General features: G+C 55.9%; 6 protein-coding genes and 13 pseudogenes. 2 read left to right on the top strand and 17 right to left on the bottom strand.

Features of this window, described 5'->3' with window-relative positions; genetic code table 11:
• Positions 1-95 precede the first annotated feature (95 nt).
• A complete protein-coding gene (locus JCM13995_RS00610; RefSeq protein WP_054661439.1) occupies positions 96-461 on the top strand; it encodes a hypothetical protein in 366 nt (121 codons plus the stop codon).
• A 53-nt stretch (positions 462-514) separates the two neighbouring features.
• A pseudogene (locus JCM13995_RS00605) lies at positions 515-995 on the top strand (ASCH domain-containing protein).
• Positions 996-1,089: 94 nt separating this feature from the next.
• Here JCM13995_RS00605 and JCM13995_RS17390 read toward each other — a convergent pair.
• The 17 genes and pseudogenes from JCM13995_RS17390 to nusA all read right to left on the bottom strand — a co-directional run bounded on the left by JCM13995_RS17390 (position 1,090) and on the right by nusA (position 18,259).
• A complete protein-coding gene (locus JCM13995_RS17390; RefSeq protein ID WP_156314267.1) occupies positions 1,090-1,155 on the bottom strand; it encodes a hypothetical protein in 66 nt (21 codons plus the stop codon).
• 455 nt (positions 1,156-1,610) lie between these two features.
• The gene (locus tag JCM13995_RS00600) at positions 1,611-2,081 is read right to left on the bottom strand and encodes a hypothetical protein (protein ID WP_054661436.1); all 471 of its coding nucleotides are present in this window, start codon (positions 2,079-2,081) and stop codon (positions 1,611-1,613) included.
• 132 nt (positions 2,082-2,213) lie between these two features.
• Complete coding sequence (gene lepA, locus JCM13995_RS00595; protein WP_420843313.1) at positions 2,214-4,061, bottom strand: translation elongation factor 4; 1,848 nt, start codon at positions 4,059-4,061, stop codon at positions 2,214-2,216.
• Between the two features lie 120 nt (positions 4,062-4,181).
• A pseudogene (gene dnaJ, locus JCM13995_RS00590) lies at positions 4,182-5,353 on the bottom strand (molecular chaperone DnaJ).
• A gap of 138 nt (positions 5,354-5,491) precedes the next feature.
• Positions 5,492-7,352: pseudogene (gene dnaK / locus JCM13995_RS00585) on the bottom strand (molecular chaperone DnaK).
• Positions 7,353-7,386: 34 nt separating this feature from the next.
• Positions 7,387-7,994: pseudogene (gene grpE, locus JCM13995_RS00580) on the bottom strand (nucleotide exchange factor GrpE).
• Positions 7,995-8,002: 8 nt separating this feature from the next.
• A pseudogene (hrcA, locus tag JCM13995_RS00575) lies at positions 8,003-9,057 on the bottom strand (heat-inducible transcriptional repressor HrcA).
• A 177-nt stretch (positions 9,058-9,234) separates the two neighbouring features.
• Positions 9,235-10,381: pseudogene (hemW, locus tag JCM13995_RS00570) on the bottom strand (radical SAM family heme chaperone HemW).
• Positions 10,381-11,327 (bottom strand): annotated as a pseudogene (gene ribF, locus JCM13995_RS00565) (riboflavin biosynthesis protein RibF). Before ribF ends, hemW begins: the two co-directional pseudogenes overlap by 1 nt.
• Positions 11,328-11,346: 19 nt before the next feature.
• Positions 11,347-12,253: pseudogene (gene truB / locus JCM13995_RS00560) on the bottom strand (tRNA pseudouridine(55) synthase TruB).
• A gap of 1 nt (position 12,254) precedes the next feature.
• A pseudogene (locus JCM13995_RS00555) lies at positions 12,255-12,950 on the bottom strand (TerC family protein).
• A 186-nt stretch (positions 12,951-13,136) separates the two neighbouring features.
• Positions 13,137-13,490 carry a 30S ribosome-binding factor RbfA gene (gene rbfA / locus JCM13995_RS00550; RefSeq protein WP_054661434.1) on the bottom strand — a complete coding sequence of 118 codons (354 nt, stop codon included), beginning with the start codon at positions 13,488-13,490 and terminating at the stop codon, positions 13,137-13,139.
• Positions 13,491-13,515: 25 nt separating this feature from the next.
• Positions 13,516-15,985, bottom strand: a pseudogene (gene infB / locus JCM13995_RS00545) (translation initiation factor IF-2).
• Between the two features lie 342 nt (positions 15,986-16,327).
• Positions 16,328-16,417 (bottom strand): annotated as a pseudogene (locus tag JCM13995_RS17940) (translation initiation factor IF-2 N-terminal domain-containing protein); the annotation flags it as partial.
• Between the two features lie 23 nt (positions 16,418-16,440).
• Positions 16,441-16,741: pseudogene (locus tag JCM13995_RS00540) on the bottom strand (ribosomal L7Ae/L30e/S12e/Gadd45 family protein).
• Positions 16,738-17,037: an RNase P modulator RnpM gene (gene rnpM, locus JCM13995_RS00535; RefSeq protein ID WP_054661431.1), complete on the bottom strand. Its 300-nt coding sequence runs from the start codon at positions 17,035-17,037 to the stop codon at positions 16,738-16,740. Before rnpM ends, JCM13995_RS00540 begins: the two are co-directional and overlap by 4 nt.
• 9 nt (positions 17,038-17,046) lie before the next feature.
• Positions 17,047-18,259, bottom strand: a pseudogene (nusA, locus tag JCM13995_RS00530) (transcription termination factor NusA).
• Positions 18,260-18,280 lie beyond the last annotated feature (21 nt).

Below are 18,280 nucleotides of genomic sequence, written 5' to 3'. Positions count from 1 at the left end.
TGGAAGCCAGTCATGAAAGCGTGGTATAATCAAAGTGTTATAAGAATCTCAGCCCAACTTCGATCAGCGACTGAAACGAAATGGAGAGAAATATTATGGCAGAAAACACAGTTAAAAAGGCAACCAAGATCGTTGTCGACATCCCAGACGAGGATGTTGCAACCGCCGAAAAAGCGATGAACGATCAGGGGTTTGTCACCCCGAAGGAACTCCCAAAGTTGACGAACATCGACTACTCGCGTTCCCTGGCTGCTGCTCTGACGAAAGCCCGCGAAGGCAAGTCTGAGGAAGGCTACATCTACAGTGAAGAGTTCGATTTTGCTGGCGGTGAAATTGGAAACATCGTCTGGAACATGGACAAGATCAAGACCCGGGACGATGCCAAGCGCACCCTGGCCGATCACATGGGTTTGACCATGCCAACCGAAACGCTGTCGAAAGCCGACAAGGAAACGTTCTAACGCAAAACTGATTCGCGCTTGCCAGCCTTGGCAGGCGCTTTTTTTAGGAGTCGATGATGGATAAAATTGCCCACTTTTTTCAGCAAGCCCTTGAAGCCGGCGCCATTCCGGCCGACACGCAGCTAAACAGCGCCTACGCAATGGGCAGTACCCCGCAGGAACAAGACGAACTGGCCGCATTGGTGCTGGCGGGCAAAAAAAACGGCCACCAGCAGCGGCTTTGAACTCTACGCCAAGGCGGGCGACCCGCTGCCCCAACAGGGCAGCTTTGACATCGTACTTAATGGTCATGGTGAGCCGGTGGCGTTGACTTACACGGATCGCGTCGAGATTCGCTCATTTTCGGCGGTGGACGACGCCCACGCCTATCGTGAGGGCGAAGGCGATCGGACTTTGCGCTACTGGCGCCGGGTTCACGAGACTTTCTTTGCAAAAGACTACCATGCTTCAGGGTTAGTGTTTGATCCGGCCACAGCAATGGTCGTGCTCGAGTCATTTCATGTGATCTTCCCGCCGTTACGCGGCAAGGCTTAGCCCAATCAAATAGGACCCGGTCCAGCAAATCTGCCTTTGCTGAACCAGGTCCCTTTTTTTTATTCTGCGAAAACGCGAAGCAGCCGAGAATCAGCTACGCCCGACGCCGCTTGCGCATCGTGATCGTGCCAAGCAACGCGATGATGGTCGCACCGAGCATTACAAGTAACCCAGTGGTCGAGGCGCCTCACCGGTCTTTGGCAGGCTGGCCTGGCCAGCGGATCGCTTGGCAGCTGCGGTGGTACTGAGGCCGGCCGACTTGAGCGAGCGCGGCATTATAGCTCTCATCCCGAACGAGTTTGGCAGCGGTGACCTGCGCCTCCTGGGTCTCAGTAGCCGCCTTCTGAGCCTGACTCAGCGTATCATAGTCCTGCCTGAGCGGTGGCTGGCCGTGCTGACACCAGCCTCAGGATGCTGAATTGCAGCCCGCGTCGTCGTGTTCCTGCAGTGAAAATTGCCGCGCATGAACCAACTTTCCCCATTCTCTTCGGTCAAAATCTAATGGATTCGATCCAGTCGAAACAACTGATCACGATTCTGCTCCCGTACAAACATGGCCACATAAAAGTAGAAACGTTCAAAATACATGGTCACAAGCCGACCGGCGAACACCGTTTAATCAGATTGACCCGGACTTTGGTAGGTGAACGTCAACCGCTGGCGACTCGCGATTGCTTCATCCAGCTTGGCAATCAACGGTTGAGCCTGCGCAATCGGCCGATAGTCCTCTTTTTCCTGCGTGAGCCAAGTGTTGACAGTATGAGATTCATCAGGGCTCAGCCGCGCCTGAACAAACGTCAAGGCCTCGGTCATTTCCGCGGTAGTCAAAGACCGCGAACCCAGCAAAATTGAGGAAATGCCACTGATCAAAGGAAGGTTTTCCCTTTCTCCTTGCAGCACAAGGCGCCAATGATGCGCTTTGGTTTCGACCAGTTTCCCGGCCGACCGCGCCGCCAGTGCCGGGCGTATCGTCGCCAGATCCCGTTGAAAGGTGCGTACAAAGACGCCATCATCGACGGAAAGGCCGAGCGGTTCACCTGCCATTAACCGCACCAACATATCTGCGACGCGTACGTTACTGTTCATCTCTATCGCCGCATTTCGCTTTAGTCCCGTTTACCCTGAACTGCTGGCCGAGCAGGGCCGGCTCAAAATCTTGGACCACCAAAAAAAAGCACCCAAGCCACCGGGACCTGGATACTTGATGCGGCCACAAGGCTACTTGCCCTTGCTGTCGTCCTCGTTCATTTTGAGAATGCTCATGAACGCTTTCTGCGGGACTTCGACCGAGCCTACCGCCTTCATGCGCTTCTTGCCAGCCTTCTGCTTTTCCAGCAGCTTACGCTTACGGGTGATGTCGCCGCCGTAGCACTTTGCCAGAACGTTCTTGCGGTATGCCTTGACCGTGCTGCGCGCGATGATTTTGGTCCCGATTGCCGCCTGAATCGGCACCTCGAATTGCTGCCGCGGAATGGTCTCCTTCAGCTTAGCCACGATGGCCCGGCCGCGGTCGTAGGCAAAGTCCTTGTGCACGATGCTGGAAAGCGCGTCGACCGGATCGCCGTTGAGCAGGATGTCCATTTTGACCAGGTCCGACGCCCGGTAGCCGGTGACCTCGTAATCCAGACTCGCGTACCCCTTAGTCGAGGACTTCAGCTGGTCGAAAAAGTCGTAGATGATTTCCGACAGCGGCAGGTTGTAAATCACGTTGACGCGGTACTTATCAAGGTAATCCATCGTGACAAACTCGCCACGCTTGCGCTGGGCAATTTCCATGACGGGGCCAACGTAATCGTTCGGCACCATGATGCTGGCCTTGACGTATGGCTCGCGGATTTCCTTGACCTCACTGGAATCCGGCAATTCCGCCGGGTTATCAATGGTGATCGTCGTCCCATCCGTTTTGTCGACCTGATAGTCCACACTCGGCGCCGTCATGATCAGATCCAAGTCAAAGTCGCGTTCCAGCCGCTCCTGCACCACGTCCATGTGCAGCAGTCCCAGGAACCCAACGCGGAACCCAAATCCGAGCGCCTGCGACGTTTCAGGCTCAAACTCCAGCGCCGCATCATTTAGTTGCAGCTTTTCCAGGGCCTCGCGCAAGTCGTTGAACTTGGCATTGTCAACCGGGAACAGCCCCGAATAAACCATTGGGGTGATCTGCCGGAACCCATCGAGCGGCTTATCTGCCGGATTATCCGCAAGCGTGACGGTATCCCCGACGCGCGTGTCTTGGATGGTCTTGATGGCCGCCGTAATGTAACCCACGTCGCCGACCATCAGGTAGTCCTTTTGCACGGCCTTGGGCGACATCACGCCGACCTCGGTGACCTCGTAGCGCTTCTTGTTGCTCATCAGTTCGATGGTATCGCCGACCTGCACAATGCCATCCTCGATTCGGACTGCCAGCACCACGCCGCGGTACGAATCGTAGACCGAGTCAAAAATCAGCGCCTTCAGCGGCTTGTCAAGGTCGCCACTCGGGGCCGGGATGTCAGACACGATCCGCTCGAGGACCTCAGGTACGCCAAGCCCGGTTTTGGCCGAGGTCAAAATTGCGTCCGAAGCGTCAAGGCCGATCATTTCCTCAATTTCTTCCTTGACCACTTCTGGCTGCGCACTAGGCAAGTCGACCTTATTGATGATTGGCACGATCTCCAGGTCGTCATCGAGCGCCAGGTAAACGTTGGCCAGCGTCTGGGCCTCAACGCCTTGGGCGGCATCCACCAGCAGCAGTGCCCCTTCGCAGGCGGCCAAACTGCGGCTGACCTCGTATGAAAAGTCCACGTGGCCCGGCGTATCGATCAGATGGAAGATGTAGGTCTCGCCGTCCTTGGCCTTGTAGTGCAATTCGACGGCGTTCAGCTTGATGGTGATGCCGCGTTCCCGCTCCAGCGGCATGTCATCGAGGACTTGCGCCTGCATGTCGCGCTTAGCGATCGTATCCGTCAGCTCCAAGATACGATCGGCCAGGGTCGACTTGCCGTGGTCAATGTGCGCCACGATAGAAAAATTGCGAATGTGCTTCTGGCGTTCACGCAACGCCTGAATATCGATGTCAGCCATAAGTGCCCACTTTCTGTAAATTGCTTGTCAATCTATTATAGCAAGCGGCAACGTTCGACTCAAACCAGCTGCCGCCCCAAGCCAAAAAGAAACCGCCCATCACGAGCGGTTTCAAAGTGGCTACTTGTTTTTGAATGCGTCCTTGACGCGGTCGAAAAGCGAGCCTTCGTGCGGCGTCACATCCTCGCCGCTCGCAGCCGCAAAGGCCATCAGGGCATCCTTTTGCTTCGAATTCAGGCTCTTCGGCGTCTTAACTGTCACGGTGACAATTTGATCACCGTAACCCGCATTTGGCCTGTTCGGGTTCGGAGCCCCCTTGCCGCGCAACCGGAACTTGCTTTCGGTTTGCGTACCGGCTGGGATCTTCAACTCGACCGGACCGTGCACCGTGTCGACCTTAATGTTGTCACCAAGGGCGGCCTGCGCAAAGCTGATCGGCAGTTTGTAGTAAATGGTCGTGCCGTCGCGGTCGTACTTGCTGCTTGACGCCACCCGGAAAACGATGAACAAGTCCCCGTAAGGCCGTTGTTTTGACCAGCTTCGCCGGCGCCATGCAGCCGAATCTGCTGGCCGTCTTCAACACCGCCGGGAACTGTCACATCAATGGTGTGACGCTGCTTCTCGTGACCAGTGCCGTGGCAAGTCGGGCACTTCTCCTTGATCTCCTTGCCAGTGCCGTGGCACACGTCGCAGACTTCGCGCGTCATCATCGCGCCAAGCGGCGTGTTGCGCTGCACCTGAATGTAGCCCGAGCCGTGGCACTTGGAGCAAGTGACTGGACTAGTCCCAGGCTTGGCGCCCGAACCATTGCAGGTGTGGCACACGGCTTCGCGGTCATACGAGATCTTGGTGTCCTTCCCGAACACCGCTTCTTCAAACGTCAGATCCATGCGATACTGCAGGTCGCGCCTTGCTGCGGTGAAGTCGCGCTGCGAGCGCCGCCCCCTTGGCCGCCGCCGAAGAACTGACTGAAAATGTCATCGAACCCGCCGAAACCTTGGGCACTGCCACCGCCAAAGTTGGAGAAGCCCTGACCGCCGAACCCGCCTTGGCCACCAAAGCCGCCTTGAGCGCCATCGGCCGAACCGTACTGATCATAAGCCGCACGCTTTTGCGGGTCGGAAAGGACCTGATAGGCTTCATTGATTTCCTTAAATTTTTGCTCGGCCCCCGGGGCATGGTTGATGTCCGGGTGATATTTTTTTAGAAAGCTGTCGAAAGGCCTTCCTGATCTCGTCATCGCTGGCATCCCGGGCGACACCGAGTGTTTCGTAATAATCCTTGTCTGCCATTGTTGCCTCCTTGAATTGGGTACTTGCGCCCAAAAAAAGCTTATTCAGGATACCATATTATCAGTGAAGCACGCAAAACTGCCTCACCAAACAAAAAGCCAAAGCCAGCTGGCCTTGGCTTTTCTCACGGACAGACGGTTACTTCTTGTCGTCGTTGACGTCCTTGTATTCGCCATCGAAGGTCTTACCGTCGTCGCCCTTGTCGGCAGCGCCAGTACTACCAGAGGCCGCGCTACCTTGTGCGGCGCCCTTTGCCTGCTGTTCCTTCTGGGCTTGTTCGTAGAGCTTGACCGTCAGATCCTGCACGATCTTGTTGAGGTCATCGCGCTTGGTCTTCATGTCTTCGATATTGTTTTCTTGCTGAGCCTTCTTCAAGGCATCCTCGGCGTCTTGCGCTTCTTGATTTCGTCATCGGAGACCTTGCCCTTGAGATCCTTTAAGGTCTTGTCGGTCTGGAAAATCAGCTGGTCAACGTCGTTCTTGAGGTCGACTTCTTCCTTGCGCTTCTTGTCGGCTTCCTCGTTTTCCTTGGCTTCCTTCATCATGCGATCGATTTCTTCGTCGGACAGACCTGACGAACTCTTGATCGTGATGTTCTGGGACTTGCCAGTGCCAAGATCCTTAGCGGAGACTTGCACAATGCCGTTCTTATCAATGTCAAACTTAACTTCGATCTGAGGAACACCACGCGGCGCCGCCGGAATGTCAGTCAGCTGGAAGCGACCCAGCGTCTTGTTGTCCGCAGCCATTGGCCGCTCGCCTTGAAGGACATGAATGTCAACAGCTGGCTGGTTATCAGCAGCCGTTGAGAAGACCTGGCTCTTGGAAGTCGGGATCGTCGTGTTGCGGTCAATCAGCTTAGTGAACACGCCGCCCATGGTTTCAATGCCCAGAGAAAGTGGCGTAACATCGAGCAGCACAACGTCTTTGACATCGCCGGAAATGACCCCACCCTGAATGGCAGCGCCAAGCGCAACGGCTTCGTCAGGGTTAATGCTGTGGTCCGGTTCCTTGCCGGTCCACTCCTTAACCGCTTCCTGAACGGCCGGGATCCGCGTGGACCCACCGTTGAGGATGACCTTGTCGATGTCCGAGTTGGACAGACCGGCATCCTTCATCGCATTATCGACTGGGACCTTAGTCTTGGCAACCAGGTCAGCAGTCATTTGGTCAAACTGCGCGCGAGTCAGTGTCCGTTCCAAGTGCAGCGGGCCGTTGGCGCCAGCGGAAATAAATGGCAAGGAAATCTGGGTCTGAGAAACGCCCGAGAGATCCTTCTTGGCCTTTTCAGCGGCATCCTTCAGGCGCTGCATCGCCATCTTGTCCTTAGACAAGTCGATGTTGTTGTCCTTCTTGAACTCACTGACCAGCCAGTCGATGATCTTGTTATCAAAGTCATCGCCGCCCAAGTGGGTATCACCATTGGTGGAAAGCACTTCAAAGACGCCATCGCCGAGTTGCAGGATAGAAACATCAAAGGTCCCACCGCCAAGGTCGTAAACCAGCACCTTTTCGTCCTTGTCACCTTTGTCCAAGCCATAAGCCAAGGCAGAAGCGGTTGGTTCATTGACGATTCGGGAAACATTCAGGCCGGCGATCTTGCCGGCATCCTTGGTCGCTTGACGCTGTGAGTCGTTAAAGTAAGCAGGCACGGTGATGACCGCGTCAGTAACCTCTTCACCCAAGTAGTCTTCAGAGAACTTCTTGATGTATTGCAGGATCATCGCAGAAATTTCCTGAGGCGTGTACTCCTTGTCGCCGACCTTGACCTTGTAGCCGGCCTCACCCATGTGACGCTTGATTGAAGTGATGGTGTCCGGGTTCGTGATGCTTGCCGCTTGGCGACTTCGCCGACCTGAATTTCGCCGTCTTTAAACGCCACGACAGAAGGCGTGGTGCGGTTGCCTTCTGGGTTGGTGATGATCTTCGGCTGGCCACCTTCAAGCACAGCGACCGCAGAGTTCGTGGTCCCTAAGTCAATCCCAATAACTTTACTCATTGTAAAATCCCTTCTTTTAACAGTTTTTATTTAGCTAATTTGCAACGACGACCATCGCTGGCCGAAGGACCCGATCCTTGAGCTTGTAACCCTTTTGCAGAACCTGGACCACCGTATCCTTCGCGTGGTCCTTGTCTGCGGGAACGGTTTGCACCGCTTGCTGCAAGTTCGGATCGAACTTCCCGGTCGCCTCAATTTCGGTGACCCCATTCTCCTTGAGGGCATTGTCAAGGTGGCTGTAAACCATCTCGACCCCCTTCTTCAGCGATTGCGCACCGTCATCCTTGACCTCAGTCGCCAAGGCCCGCTCAAGATTATCCAAGACCGGCAGCACGGCTGTCGCCAGCTTCTGCCCATCGTACTTGGCCATGTCCTCGCGCTCCTTATTGAAGCGCTTGTTCATGTTATTGATTTCGGCCGCGGCGCGCAGGTATTTGTCCTCCAGCTCGTCGCGCTCTTTCTTCAGGCCTCGACGTCCACGCCGGAATCTTCGACCTCTTCCTTGAGGTCGTCTTGCATCTCCGCCGCGATTTCGTCGCGCAGGCTGGGTTCCTTCTTGGCCGCTTTTGCCTTTGCCTCGGGCTTTGCTTCAGCCTTGGCTGCTTTCTGCTCTTTCTTGGTTTGCTTTTCTGTCAAATTCATGCCTCCTGTCACTGATCAAAATGATTGTAGTAATCGGTCAGCCGTTTTGCGAGTTCTTCGCGGAAGGCATCGAGCAAACCGATCATCTTCGAGTACGGCATCTGGGTCGGCCCAATCAGGGCAATCATCCCAGTTCCGTGCTCACCGACTGAGTAGTTCGCGGTCAACAAGCTCAGATTTTCAAGCACATCTGGCGTAAGCTCCGAGCCGAGCTTGACCTTGATATGGGAATCATGAAGCGGCCCGAGCAAGGTGTTGAACGCCTGACGCTCGGTGCCTGATCATCATCCATCATCGCCAGCAGACGTTTGAGCTGATCCACATCGGAATCACCAAGGTAATCCATGAGATTGAGCCGCCCGCCAACGTAGAAGCGCTCCTCAGCGGCCTTGCGTAAGACATTACCGAAGAGGTCGAGAAACCCGTCCGGACTAGTCATGTACTTGAACAACAAACCTGGCACTTCCGACTGCAGCTTCTGCGCAACCTCACCCAGCGATAACCCGACCAACTCATCATTGATGATGCGAATGGCCTTTTCCACCTCGTCAGAGCCGACTTCCGGAGGCAGCGTAAACAACTGACTTTCAACGTTGCCATTGCTCGTGACCAGGATCGCCATCACTTGGTGATTACCCAACGGCACCAACCGAAATCCCGTGAGTTTCAGGTTGGTGACCTCAGGCCCCAGTGTGATCGCGGTGTAGTTTGTGAGGTTCGACAAAATGCGCGCGCTTTGGGCGACAATTTCATCGATCTTGTAAAAATGCCCCCCGAAGCCTTGCTGAATCGCAGCAATCTCGTTGGGCGTGACCGCGGCCGGCTCGACGAGGTTGTCCAAGTAGTAACGGTAACCCTTAGTCGATGGGACGCGGCCAGAACTACTGTGCGTCTTTCTGATCAGACCTTCGTCTTCCAGTGCCGCCATGTCATTGCGAATCGTGGCTGAACTGACATGAACCGGCAGCTGCGCCATTAAGGCTTTAGAACCAACCGGCTGGCCGGTTTCCGTATAGGAGCGAATGATCTGTTTCAAGACGAGTAGTTGGCGTTTCGTCAACATAATCCCACCTTCTTTTAGCACTAAAACCATTTGAGTGCTAAGTACAATACTTAATATACCAATGGCGGTTAGCAAAGTCAACCTCGGTCTGCTAATTTTGCTGTTTTCACGAAAAAAATCGGCCTCAAGACTGAAGCGACAAGCGTTTTTCTGAAAATGCGAACCAGATGGGCCGGTTCAAACCAGCGGATCGTCAAGCAAAAACTGCTGGAAGACCTCGTTGCCCAAAAATTGCCCTTGGTTCGTCAGGCGCACCGCATCGCCGGCCACGGTGACCAGCTGTTGGTCGCTTAGTTTGGTCAGCAAATCGCCGTACACGTCACTGATCGTCATGTGGTAGCGTTCGGCAAAGCGCTTTTGGGACACACCTTCGCGGGTGCGCAGCCCCAGGAACATCTCCTCTTCGATCTGCTCCTCCAGCGGCACCAGATGATGCTCGATCACCGGCACCTTATGGTCATGGAGCGGATCTAGGTACTGCTTGATCGGGCCAAAATTGTGGTAGCGATCGCGCCCGATGTAACCAAAGGCCCCGGCCCCAAAGCCGAAGTAATGGTCGTTGCGCCAGTACAGCAGGTTGTGCTGGCACTGATACCCAGGTTTGGCAAAATTCGAGATCTCGTACTGATGCCGGCCGGTGCTTTCCATTAAATCAATCGCATCCTGGTACATATCGGCTTCGGCGTCTTGGTTTGGCAGCTGCAGCCGACCGGACCGCATCAGGTTGTAAAAGATCGTTTTCTTTTCCAGAATCAGCGAGTAGGTCGAGTAATGCGGCAGGTCCAGCGCCAGCGCCTTGTGCAGGCTGGCCAAAAAGTCCTCACGCGTCTGTTTCGGGAGGCGGAAAATCAGGTCGATGGAAATGTTATCAAAACCCACTGCACGCGCATTGGCAATCGCCTGATACACATCGGCGACTCGATGGGTCCGACCAATGGCCTTGAGAATCTCGTCATTAAAGGACTGTACGCCGATTGATAGGCGGTTCACGCCGTTTTCGTACAGCGCCAGCAGCTTGTCCTTTTCGAGCAGATCGTTGGGGTTGGCCTCAAAAGTGAACTCGCCCTGCTCAAAGTGCAGCTCACGGCGAATGCCGCCAATGAGGCGGTCAAGCTGGTCAGGCGTCAGTGTGGTCGGCGTACCGCCGCCTACATACACCGTCTCGATTTTTTTCCTCGGGGTGGCTGGCCATCACCAGGTGCATCTCGCGAATAAGCATGTCGACGTAATCATCGACCGGTTGGCCCTCGATAAACACCTTGTTAAAGTTGCAGTAGTAACAAATATGAGAGCAGAAGGGAATGTGGACATACGCCCCAGCCATCAATCCGTCAACCCTTTCAAGAACACTTTTGAATCCTTTTCATCTTGCGCAAGCTGAGCCACCAGACCCGCCGCGGAATCAAACATCATGTCGCCACGCAGGCGGTGAAGCCACGACACCCGCACCGGAGCGTCGTAAATATCTTGGTGAAAATCAAACAAGTTGACCTCCACCGTCACCGGCCGCCCTGGGCCAAACGTGATGTTACGGCCGACTGACGCCATGCCCGGATACCACTGACCATCCACCTTCAGCCGCACTGTGTACACCGCAATGCCGGGGATGCGCTCTCCTGCTGGTGCCTGGACGTTGGCCGTCGGGTAGCCGATGGTGCGGCCGCGCGCTTCGCCGTGCACCACCGTCCCGCTGGTTTGGTAGGGATAACCCAGCAGGTGATTGGCCAGATCAACATCCCCTTCGTCCAAAGCCTTGCGAATTCGCGTGGAAGAGACTTTTTGGCCGGCGTCAACTGTCTTGGGGACGGTGATCATCTCAAACCGCCCCTTGGCGTACTCGGGCAGTGTCACCATGTTCGCGACGTCGCGTTTGCCATACGTGTAGTCAAATCCCGCAACCACCACGACTGCATTCATGCCGACCAGATACTGGTCGACAAACGCCTGCGGAGGCAGTTTGGAAAATGCCGGCGTGAAGTGAATGAAGTAAAGCAGGTCAACGCCAAAGTGGGCCATCAGTTCGATTTTGCGCGGCCGCGGCGACAGATACTTCACTGAGCTGGCCGGAACCCCACGGTAAATAATGGCCGGGTGAACGTCAAATGTCATCACTGCCAGCGGGAGCCCCCGCTTGTCGGCTTCCGCACGCGCCGCGACAATCACCGCCTGATGGCCGCGATGCACGCCGTCAAAAAAGCCCAAAGCCAGCACGATTGGCTGGCTGGCACCTGGTCCGCCGCAAGCGGCGGGTGAATATCGATCACTTGCATAATTATCTCCTCATCAACATCAGCCAATACCTTCATTGGCTAAGAACATCAGGGCCGGCCGATACTCGGCGGCCTCCTTCTGGTAAAGGGCCTTGAAGACGCTTCGTAGGTCAGACCGATCTCATCAGCCACGGCCACACTGAGCGGCAGTCCCCGCCCGTTTCTGACCCCGTCCCACTGGCTAGCAGAAAGGGCCACCAGCGGCAAGTGCGGAAAGGCAAACTCGATTGGTCGCAGGTGGGCCTGCGCGGCTGCCGGTGCGGTCTCCCGCGTCAGCTCACGCAAGTCCAGCGTGTCTTCAAGTTTGAACCCCCCGCTTTGGATCCGAGTCAACTGCGCCATGACCGCTGGGACGCCCAATGCGCGCCCTACGTCCACGGCAAGCGTCCGAATGTATGTGCCTTTTGAAACCTGTGCCTCAAAGGGAAAGTCTTGCGTCCCGGTGACGGCGTCGAACCTGCTCGGCCCGGTCCGCTTGAAGGCGTAAACGTGCACCTGGCGCGTCGGGCGCTCGACGGTCTGGCCGTTGCGCGCGTATTGGTAAAGCTTGCGGCCGTTGACCTTCACCGCCGAGTACATCGGCGGCGTTTGGGTAATGTCCCCAGTCAGTGTCACCAATGCCTGATCGATCTGCTCATCAGTAAATGGCGCCGTCAGCTTCACGCGCGCCACCTCTGCCCCATCGAGGTCCTCGGTTTCCGTCGCAAACCCCAGCGTGGCTTTACCAATGTACGTTTTGCCGAGCGCCATCAGCGCCGGCACCGCCTTGGTGGCCGCGCCCAGGGCAATCGGTAAGACCCCATCAACACTGGGATCAAGCGTGCCCGAGTGGCCGACTTTTTTCATTTGCAACAGGTAGCGGAGCTACTGACCACATCCGCCGACGTCATGCCGGTCGGCTTATAAACTGGTAAAATTCCATCCATGTCAAATTCCTCGCTTCTGCTGTTGGTTGCGGGTGGCACGCCGCTGGTGGATCAGCCACGTGATCAGGAAAGCCAGCGCCACAATCACCGAGAAGGCCCAGTTCGGCACCTCAATGCCAATCTGCGGCAGGCTGAGCGCCAGCTTGACCGCAATGATGAAGATCAAGGCGTAGGCCATGACCTCCAGCTCTGGGACCTTCGTGATGAAATCAGTAATGACCTGGGCGACAAAGCGCATCGCCAGAATGCCGAGACAGCCGCCAATCAGCACGATCACAGGGTTATTATCAACCGCGAGCGCCGCCAGGATCGAATCAACGGAAAACACGATGTCGAGCGCTTCAATTGAGGCCACGGTGCGCCAGAAATGGGTTTGTTTAGGCTTGGCGACGGTTTGCGGTTTGGGCCCATCCTTGGGGTGACGCTGCTCGTAAAAGAAATGCAGCGACATCCAGACGAGGTAGGCCGCGCCTAAGGCTTTAATGCCCCAAAAGTTCATGAGGTACGTCCCTAGCCCGATGGCGATGAACCGGAACAGGTACGCCCCCCCACATGCCGTAGATCAGCGCGTGATGCTGATCTTTTTTTTGTCGGGTAGGGACTTGGTTTGGGCAGCGAGCACCACCGCATTATCCACTGACAGGAGGCACTCGAGCAAAGCCAGGGTCAAAATGGTCGTCCAGCCCTGCGTTGTCATCACTGCCTGGTGCCAGTCACTCGCTTCAAAAAAGGGTAAGTATAATTTCTCGATCAGACTCAAGTCGCCACCGCCTTATTTTTTTCTATTATACATTTCCTCTGGCACCGATGCATCCGCCTGGCGCAGTCCGCGCCAGATCCAACTAAAAAACGGCCCTCCATCGCTGGAGAGCCGCATGGCCATTTATTCTAGGCCTTCGTGTTTCACTTCATTAAGCAACTGGTCGATGTGCGCACCGTACTGAACAGACGTATCTTGCTTGAACGTCAAGGTTGGCACCTTGAACAGCTTGATGCGCTGTCCCACTTCGCTGCGGATCAGGCCCTTGGCCTTATCCAGGCCGGTCTGCGCCTCTGCCAGCGCCTTGGGATCGTCAGCCAAAATGCTGAAGTAGACGGTCGCCTCTTGGAGGTCGCCAGTCAACTTCACGCCGGTAATCGTGACTGGCCGAACCCGCGGATCGTTGACATCTTTTAACAAAATGTCGTCAATTTCGCGTTGGATCTGAGTCTCGACGCGGCCTATGCGATGTTTCATGTGAGCCTCTTCGGATGGCCTGAGGTTACTTGACGGGAACCTCTTCCATCGTGTACGCCTCGATTTGATCATCGACCTTGATGTCGTTGTAACCATCGATGGTCAGCCCGAGTTCGAAGCCCTGCCGGACTTCCTTCACATCATCCTTAAACCGCCGCAAAGAGCCCAGCTCGCCTTCATACTTCACGATGCCGTCTCGGATCAAACGGACCTTGGAATCACGGCGAATGAAGCCACTGTCGACGTATCCGCCGACGACCGTCCCAATCTTGGAAACCGGAATGGTCTCACGCACGGTGATATTGCCGGTGACCTTCTCTTCGTAAGTTGGCTCCAGCATCCCCTTCATCGCGGATTCAACTTCCTCGATGGCCTTGTAGATGACCCGGTGCAACCGGATATCCACGTCTTCGGAGTCGGCCTGGGCCTTGGCCTGCGGCGTTGGCCGCACGTTAAACCCAATGATGACCGCATTTGAAGCCGAGGCCAACGTGACGTCGCTTTCGTTGATCGCGCCGACGGCTGGTGAATGATGTTCACCCGCACGCCCTTGACGTCGATCTTCTTCAGACTATTGGCCAGCGCCTCAACGGAACCCTGGACATCCGCCTTGATGATAATGTCAACTTCCTTGAGTTGACCTTCCTTCATGGTTTCAAACAGGTTGTCGAGCGTGACGTGGTGGGTCTGCTGACGATCTTCTTCCTGCGCCTGCTGAGCCCGTTTTTCACCGGCCGCACGAGCGGTCTTTTCATCGTCAAAGACGACAAACTTGTCCGCCGACTGCGGCACATCATTCAAACCGGTGATCTCGACTGGCATTGCAGGAACGGCATCCTTGACGTGGCGACCATGATCGTTGGTCATGGTCCGCACGCGACCAAAGGTGTGCCCGACAACGATTGGGTCACCGACGTGCAGTGTGCCTTCCTGAACCAGCACCGTGGCCACTGGGCCGCGGCCCTTGTCCAGCCGGGCCTCAATGACCGTCCCAATGGCCTTCTGGTCAGGGTTGGCCTTGAGCTCAAGGACGTCCGCCTCAAGCAGGATCATTTCCAGCAGTTCGTCGATGTTCTTCCCAAATTTCGCCGAAATGTTGACGAAGATGGTGTCACCACCATAATCCTCAGGCACAAGGTCGTACTTCATCAGCTCTTCAGTAACTTTTTGCGGATTTGCACCCGGCTTATCGATCTTGTTAATGGCAACGATCATTGGCGCGTTCGCGGCTTGGCATGGTTGATGGCTTCGATTGTCTGAGGCATGACCCCATCATCGGCGGCAACCACCAGCACGATGATATCGGTGATGTCGGCACCACGCGCCCGCATGTTCGTGAACGCCGCGTGCCCTGGCGTATCTAGGAACGTGATCAGCCGGTCCTTGAGCTTGACCTGGTAAGCGCCAATGTGCTGCGTGATCCCACCGGCTTCGCCTTCGGTCACATGCGTGTGACGCAGACGATCGAGCAGGGTGGTTTTCCCGTGGTCAACGTGACCCATGATCGTGACCACTGGGGGCCGCGGTGTCTGAGTGTCCTTATTCTTGACTTCGGCGTTGTACATCTTGTCCAAGTCGGTGATGTCTTCTTCGACCTTCTGCTCGGCGTCGATGCCGTAATCGGTTGCGACCAGTTCGATCGTATCCTTATCCAAGCTCTGGTTCTGGTTGACCATGACGCCAAGCATGAAGAGCTTCTTGATGATCTCGGCAGGCTCGCGGTGCAAGATCTTGCCCAGATCCTGCGCGTTCATTCCGACAGTGTAGATGAGTTTTTCTGGCAATGGCCGCTCCTTGCGCTGTGGCATTTCTTTCTTCGGTTGCGTCTGCTGTCTGCGTTTGTTCTTCTTGTTGCGGCGATTCGAATTGCCGTAGCCACCACGGTTGTTGTAGCCGCCACGATTGTTGTAACCACCACGACTGCTGCGGCCACGGCTCTCATTGTTATTGCTCGAGTGATCCGCGGTCCGCCGGTTGTCATTCGGCTTCGCTGGCTTCTCCGCTGCAGGCGGCACCGGTGCAGTGTACGCGGCTGCGATCGGTTTTTCTTCGGCAGCTTTTTCAAGCGCCTTTTCGGTTTCACGCTTGGCCGCTGCCTTGGCCTTCTCCTGCTGACGCTTTTCTTCCAGCTGCTTAATGAACTTTTCGTCATTGCCGGCAACTGGCCGTGGGTTCCCATTGGCTTGGGTCCGCCGACCGGCCCGTGGCATTGGGCTGACGTTGGTTTGGTTCAGGTAGCGATCGCCGCCGCGGCGGTTGTCGTTGCGCCGATTGCCATTACGGTTGTCGGTCGCACGGTTGTTGTAGCCGCCCCGGTTATCATTTTGCCGATTGCCGTTGCGGTTATCCGTGGACCGGTTGCCACTGCGGTTACCGGCATTCTGCTGACCGCCGTTTTGGCCTTGGCCATTGCGGTTGTCGGTGTGGTTGAACCGGCCACCGCGCGCGTTGGCCTGAGTATTGTGCGGCCGGCGGATGGCAGACTTCGAAATCAGGGTCTTCCCATCAGCCGTTTTTTTGCGGCATGTGGTGTGTCCCTGGGACCTTCTTGCCTTCTGCCGGCTTTGCACTGGCAGACGCTTTTGCTCAGGTTTAGCTTCGGACTTTGTTTCAGCCTTAGCTTCTGCTTTTGCGGCAGGCTTGCCTTCAGCTTTAGCGGCTGGTTTGTCGGCTGGTTTGGCTTCTGCCTTGGCCTCAGTCTTTGCGACCGCCTTGGCTGCCGGTTTTGCAACTGCTTTGGCCGCTGCTTTAGGTGCAGCGTTCGCCGGCTTTGCGTGCAACGCAGACGTCAAAGCAGCCTCCTGCTTTTCGTCCAACGTTGACATATGATTCTTGAGCTCGATGCCCTGAGCTTTTGCCGCGTCGATCACGGTTTTGCTCGGGACGCCGAGAGTTTTGGCAAATTCATAAACTCGTTGTTTGCCCATTTCTTCACGCTCCCTGTCTTTTTTTAGGTGAGCAGCTTGACCAGCTTCGTTGCAAAGCCGCGATCTTGCACCGCGATGACGGACCGTTTGCGGCCGATCGCAGAACTCAGCTCCAGGCTCGTCAATGATAAATTGACTGGGACCTGGTAGAAGCTGCCTTTATCGGAAAACTTTTTTTCTGGTATTCGCTGAGGCGTCGGAGGCGACCAGCACCAACTTGGCACTCTGATCGCGAATCGCCGCAAGCACGAAGCCCTCACCGGCCGTCAGCCGGTTGGCTCGCTGCGCCAGCCCCAGCAAGTTTAGCGCTTGCTGCTTATTCATGCCTGGTCGCCGAACAGCTCTTGGCGAGCCTTCTGATGGTCGACGTAGGCGTAAAGCTCAGAGTAAAAACTGTCATCGACCGCGACGTCAAACGCCTTCTCAATGATGTGTTTACTTTGAGCCTGCTTCACGGCTTCTGGGTCAAGTGCGACATAAGCGCCGCGGCCCTGAGCCTTACCGGTGGGATCGATGGCGACGGTTTGATCCGCCTGCCGCACGATCCGCACCAAGGATTTCTTCGGAAACATCTCTCCCGACAGCAAGTCTTTGCGCATCGGGATCTTGCGCTTTTTCATGGCTGCCTCCTACTTAGCCTCGGCCGAGTCCGGCTCAGCCTCATCGCCTGTGGCATCAGCCGCTGTTGCTTCATCAGACGGCGCGTCTGATGCTGGGGCTGTGTCAGGTGCGACTTCGGACTGGTCAGCTTGGGCCTCTTCGACTTGCTCGTCGTTTTCCTCGAGCTCATCATCATCGACGAATTCGACGTCCGATTCCGCCTTGATATCGATCTTGTAGCCGGTCAACTTAGCTGCAAGCCGGGCGTTTTGGCCCTTCTTGCCGATCGCCAACGACAGCTGGTAATCTGGCACGATCACTGTGCAAGACCGGTCGTTGTCTTCGTCGTTGAACTGAACGGCGATGACCTGCGCCGGGTTCAAGGCATTGGCGATGTAATCCACCGGGTCTTCCTCGTACTGCACGACGTCCATGTTCTCGCCCGAGAGCTCATTGACGACCGCTTGCACCCGGGCGCCCCGTGGGCCAACCGTGGTGCCGACCGGATCGACAGACGGATTAGTCGAACGCACCGCGATTTTCGTGCGGTCACCAGCTTCACGGGCAATGCCCGCGATTTCAACGGTCCCGTCAAAAATCTCCGGCACCTCCTGCTCAAACAAGCGCTTGACCAGACCCGGGTTGGTCCGGGAAACAAAGACCTGTGGGCCCTTGCTGGAGTTTTCGACCTTGGACACGAAAACCTTAATGCGGTCGTGAGGTTCGTACTGCTCGTTTGGCATTTGATCGCCGCGGCCAAGGACCGCTTCAATCTTGCCTAAGTTCACGTAAATGAACTTGTTGTCGCGGCGTTCAACTTCACCCGTCATGATCTCGTTTTCGTACTGGGAGTACTCATCGTAAATGATGCCGCGTTCCGCTTCCCGCACTCGCTGCATGATGACCTGCTTGGCCGTTTGCGCCGCAATGCGCCCAAAGTCTTTCGGGGTGACCTCAAATTTGATCTTGTCGCCGACCTCGTAGGCCTTGTTGATGGCCAACGCGTCCTTCAGACTGACTTCAAGCCGGGAATCGAACACCTCTTCGGTGACTTCCTTGACCGCGTACACGTGGATGTCGCCTTGGTCCTTGTCGAACTCGACGTCGACGTTTTGTGCCTGATCGTAATTACGCTTGTACGCCGAGGCCAGCGCGTCTTCAAGCGCCTCAATCACAACTTCTTTTTTTGACGCCTTTTTCGGTCTCGAGGGCGTCAAGGGCTTCAATCATTTCCTTTGACATGTTGTTCCTTCCTTTGCCAGC

It is taken from the genome of Lacticaseibacillus camelliae DSM 22697 = JCM 13995 (genome assembly GCF_001311195.1).
Classification (GTDB): Bacteria; Bacillota; Bacilli; order Lactobacillales; family Lactobacillaceae; genus Lacticaseibacillus; species Lacticaseibacillus camelliae.
This window is presented reverse-complemented; position numbering and strand designations above follow the sequence as displayed.

Bases quoted from the DNA above. Each gene is read 5' to 3' on its own strand.
- JCM13995_RS00610 (WP_054661439.1), top strand. From the start codon at position 96: ATGGCAGAAAACACAGTTAAAAAGGCAACCAAGATCGTTGTCGACATC.
- JCM13995_RS00600 (WP_054661436.1), bottom strand. From the start codon at position 2,081: ATGAACAGTAACGTACGCGTCGCAGATATGTTGGTGCGGTTAATGGCA.
- lepA (WP_420843313.1), bottom strand. From the start codon at position 4,061: ATGGCTGACATCGATATTCAGGCGTTGCGTGAACGCCAGAAGCACATT.
- rbfA (WP_054661434.1), bottom strand. From the start codon at position 13,490: ATGAAACATCGCATAGGCCGCGTCGAGACTCAGATCCAACGCGAAATT.
- rnpM (WP_054661431.1), bottom strand. From the start codon at position 17,037: ATGAAAAAGCGCAAGATCCCGATGCGCAAAGACTTGCTGTCGGGAGAG.